Origin of the sequence: Intrasporangium sp., assembly GCF_039812505.1 — a bacterium.
Lineage (GTDB): Bacteria > Actinomycetota > Actinomycetes > Actinomycetales > Dermatophilaceae > Intrasporangium_A.
Genome location: NZ_JBDIAQ010000224.1, coordinates 1 through 3,888 on the forward strand (window position 1 = coordinate 1; position 3,888 = coordinate 3,888).

The following is a 3,888-nucleotide window of genomic DNA, read 5'->3' on the forward strand; positions in this document are numbered from 1 at the left end:
CGCGTCCCTGACCGCCGTCGACAGGACTGCTGCCGGCGACGGGCCGGACGCCCCTGCTGCGGCCCCGGTGACGAGGGCGAGCGTGGCAAGAGTCGCGAGGACGGAGACGGCGGCCATGCTGGGGAGGCTAGACCGGCGCGCCCGTCATCAGCAGGGCGACTCGACTGCCTGTGGACGACGCGGATGAACCGCCCCGGGCTGTGCGTGGTCGGGTCAGCTGCCGGCGAGGGAGTGCAGGCGCCGGCCTGCCTCGACCAGCACCTCGTCGCGCTTGCAGAAGGCGAACCGGAGCAGCGTACGGGCCGCGTCCTTGTCGTCGTGGAAGACGCTGACCGGGATGCCGACGACGCCGACCCGTTCGGGCAGCGCACGGGCGAAGGCGAGGGCATCCCGGGCCCCCAGCGGGCTCACGTCAGCAATCACGAAGTACGTCCCCGACGGCCGGCTGATGGTCAGGCCCGCGCTCTCCAGCGCCATGCACAGCAGGTCCCGCTTGGCCTGGAGCGAGTCGCGCAGCCGCACGTAGGTCTCGTCGCCGAGGCCGAGGGCCAGGGCCACGGCCGGCTGGAAGGGCCCGGACCCCACGAAGGTGAGGAACTGCTTGACGGTGCGCGCGGCCGTGACGGCCTGCTCCGGCCCCGAGAGCCAGCCGACCTTCCACCCGGTGGCCGAGAAGGTCTTGCCGGCCGAGGAGATCGTGATGGTGCGCTCGAACATGTCGGGCAGAGTGGCCATCGGGACGTGCTCGCATCCGTCGAAGACCAGGTGCTCGTAGACCTCGTCCGTAACGACCCAGGCGTCGTGCTCGCTGGCCAGTGCCGCGACTAGCTCCAGCTCCGCCCTGGTGAAGACCTTGCCGGTCGGGTTGTGCGGCGTGTTGAGCAGCACCAGTCTGGTCCGCGGAGAGAACGCAGCTCGCAACGACGACTCGTCCACCGCGAAGTCGGGGAAGCGCAGGACGGACGTGCGGCGGGTCGCACCGGCGAGGGCGATGCAGGCGGCATACGAGTCGTAGTAGGGCTCGAACGTGACGACCTCGTCGCCCGGCTCGCACAGGGCCAGGATGACCGACGCGATGGCCTCCGTGGCGCCGACCGTCACGAGGACCTGGCTGCGCGGGTCGACGCGCAGCCCGTAGAACCGCTCCTGGTGTGCCGAGATCGAGGCCAGCAGCTCGGGGACCCCCGAGGACGGTGGGTACTGGTTGCGGCCGCTGTCGATGGCCGCCTTCGCGGCGGCGAGCATCTCGACCGGGCCGTCGGAGTCGGGGAAGCCCTGCCCCAGGTTGATGCTGTCGGTCTGGACGGCCAGGGCCGACATCTCCGCGAAGATCGTCTCGCCGAAAGGGCGCATCCGGGAGACCAGTGGCAGATCCATGACCTCGACCCTACCCACTCGGCCCCCGCCGCTCCCCGGTCGCGCGGTCAGGCCCGGGGGTGGGCCTGCTCGTAGCTCTTCCGCAACCGGTCGGCGGACACATGCGTGTAGATCTGCGTCGTGGCGAGACTCGCATGGCCGAGCAGCTCCTGGACGACCCGCAGGTCGGCGCCACCCTCGAGCAGGTGCGTGGCCGCGCTGTGCCGCAGTCCGTGCGGGCCCAGATCCGGCGCGTCGGCCAGGTGGGACAGCAGCTCGTGCACGAGCGCGCGGACCTGTCGCGGGTCGACCCGCGCGCCCCGGCGTCCCAGGAACAGCGCCGGCCCGGACCTGGCGTTGGCGACTCGGTGCCGGGCCGCCGCCCAGTCGGCCAGGGCCCGGGCCGCGGGAACGCCGAAGGGGACCACGCGTTCCTTGCCGCCCTTGCCCATGACACGCACGGTGCGTTCGGCCGGGTCGAGGTCGTCGACGTCGAGTGCGGTCAGCTCCCCGACCCGCAGCCCGCTCGCGTAGAGTAGCTCGACGACCGCGCGGTCACGGAGGTGGATCGGATCGTCGTCGTCAGCCCGGACCGCAGCAAGGTCGAGCAGCTCGGTCGCCTCGTCCGGCCGCAGCACCCCGGGCAAGGGCCGCGTCCGTCTGGGGGCGATCAGCCGTACGGACGGGTCGACCGGCACCCGTCCCGTGTGCGCGGCCCACCGGAAGAAGGTGCGGACGGCCGCCGCCCGCCTGGCCAGCGTGGCCCGGCTCGCCCCGGCGTCCGCCAGCGACCCGAGCCAGGCCCGAAGCTCGGCCAGCCCGACCTCGGACAGCTGGTCGACGCCCTGATCGTCCAGCAGGGTGAACAGACTGTGGACGTCGCCGAGATAGGCCCGAGCCGTGTGGCCGGACCGGCCGCGCTCCGCCGCCAGGTGCCGGGCGAAGGCCGCGAGGACGTCGGCATGCCGGTCGGACATCGTCCGCACCTGCCGGCCAGCGGTCCCGTCCGCGCTCATCCTCGCACCATCGCAAACCGTCGCCGGTACGACAAGGACCGGGCCACGTGTCGCAGCAGGCGAACCGCCGCCCCGCACCGCCGGGCCGGTCGGGTCGGGTATGCCGCCGACGACCGACGCAGGAACGGCGCGCCAGGAGCCTGGCCGGGTGTGGCCCGATGGCTGTCGTCAACATCCCCCGGACATCCGGAGGCGTCGTCCACAGGGGTCGCTGCCGGGCTTTCCGCGTCTCGGTCCCGCCAGCAGGGTGGGGACATGGACTTCTCAGCCACCGCGCGCCCCAGCGGGATCCGGGCGACCCGAGCACTCGGCGACTACGGAGAGCGCCTGGCCGTGCGATACCTGCGTGAGCACGGCCTGACGATCGTGGACCGCAACTGGCGCTGCGCGCGCGGCGAGATCGACATCGTGGCGCTGGACGGCGGCTGCCTGGTCGTCGTCGAGGTGAAGACGCGCAGCACCGAGCTGTTCGGGGCGCCCTTCGAGGCAGTGACCCGGCTCAAGCTGGCCAGGCTGCGGCAGCTGTCCACGCTGTGGCGCAACGCGGCCGATCCCGGGTGGCGGACCCTACCGGTGCGCATCGACGTCGTGTCGATCCTCCGGCCACGCCGCGGCCCGGCCCACATCGCGCACCTGCGGGCCGTCCAGTGAGCGGGCTGGGCCGCACCCGGTCGGTCGGACTGCGCGGCGTCGCGGGCTTCCTCGTCGAGGTCGAGGCCCACGTGGCCTGCGGGCTTCCGGCCTTCGTGATCAGCGGCCTGGGTGACTCTGCCGTGGCACAGTCACCGGGCCGGATCAGGGCGGCCGCTTCGGCCGTCGGGCTCGAGGCCGCCCAGCGCCGGGTCACCGTCAACCTGTCACCGGCCGGGCTGCGCAAGGTCGGACCGGGGTTCGACCTCGCCACGTTCGTCGCCGTCGCCGCCGCGATGAGGGTGATCCCGCAGCGGGTCGTCGAGCATGTCGTCCACATCGGCGAGCTCGGCCTGGACGGGACGGTCCGACCGGTGCCCGGGGTACTGCCGGCCGTGCACGCCGCGGCGCTCGCGGGTGTCCGACACGTCGTGGTGCCGGTGGACAACGCCGCGGAGGCACGGCTCGTCTCGTCCGTCAAGGTGCACCCGGCGGCCACCATCGCCGAGCTGGTCACGCGCTACCAGCAGCTCGACCGGGGTGGCCGGGTCGCCGAGATCACGACCCCCGCGCCGCGGGACCCGGACGACGTCGGGCGTGCGCTGGACCTGTCCGACGTCCTCGGCCAGGCGGAGGCGAAGCTGGCCGTCGAGGTGGCCGCGGCCGGGGGCCACCATGTCCTGCTGGCCGGCCCACCGGGCGCGGGCAAGACCATGCTCGCCGAACGCCTGCCGGGCATCCTGCCGGAGCTCGACGAGGAGCAGTCCATGGAGGTGACCGCGATCCACTCGGTGCTCGGGGCGCTGGGCAGCGACGCGCGGCTGGTTCGGCGGCCACCGTTCGTGGCACCGCACCACGGCGCCTCGATGGCGGCGGTCATCGGCGG

The 3,888-nt window shown here is 73.2% G+C and carries 4 protein-coding genes; 2 read left to right on the forward strand and 2 right to left on the reverse strand.

Features of this window, described 5'->3' with window-relative positions:
• Positions 1-213: 213 nt before the first annotated feature.
• Together WMI84_RS17295 and WMI84_RS17300 are read right to left on the reverse strand one after the other, a co-directional pair.
• Positions 214-1,377 carry a pyridoxal phosphate-dependent aminotransferase gene (locus WMI84_RS17295; RefSeq protein ID WP_347355017.1) on the reverse strand — a complete coding sequence of 388 codons (1,164 nt, stop codon included), beginning with the start codon at positions 1,375-1,377 and terminating at the stop codon, positions 214-216.
• 47 nt (positions 1,378-1,424) lie between these two features.
• On the reverse strand, positions 1,425-2,372 hold the full coding sequence (locus WMI84_RS17300; protein WP_347355018.1) for a tyrosine recombinase XerC: 948 nt from the start codon (positions 2,370-2,372) through the stop codon (positions 1,425-1,427).
• A gap of 255 nt (positions 2,373-2,627) precedes the next feature.
• Here WMI84_RS17300 and WMI84_RS17305 point away from each other — a divergent pair, with 255 nt between their 5' ends.
• Positions 2,628-3,023, forward strand: coding sequence for a YraN family protein (locus tag WMI84_RS17305; RefSeq protein WP_347355019.1), 396 nt, complete (start codon positions 2,628-2,630; stop codon positions 3,021-3,023).
• Positions 3,020-3,888 (forward strand): ATP-binding protein (locus WMI84_RS17310; RefSeq protein ID WP_347355020.1); only part of this gene is annotated, 869 nt, incomplete at its 3' end. The genes WMI84_RS17305 and WMI84_RS17310, both read left to right, overlap by 4 nt.

Excerpts from the sequence above, each read along its gene's own strand:
- WMI84_RS17300 (WP_347355018.1), bottom strand. The coding sequence starts at position 2,372 with ATGAGCGCGGACGGGACCGCTGGCCGGCAGGTGCGGACGATGTCCGAC.
- WMI84_RS17295 (WP_347355017.1), bottom strand. The coding sequence starts at position 1,377 with ATGGATCTGCCACTGGTCTCCCGGATGCGCCCTTTCGGCGAGACGATC.
- WMI84_RS17305 (WP_347355019.1), top strand. The coding sequence starts at position 2,628 with ATGGACTTCTCAGCCACCGCGCGCCCCAGCGGGATCCGGGCGACCCGA.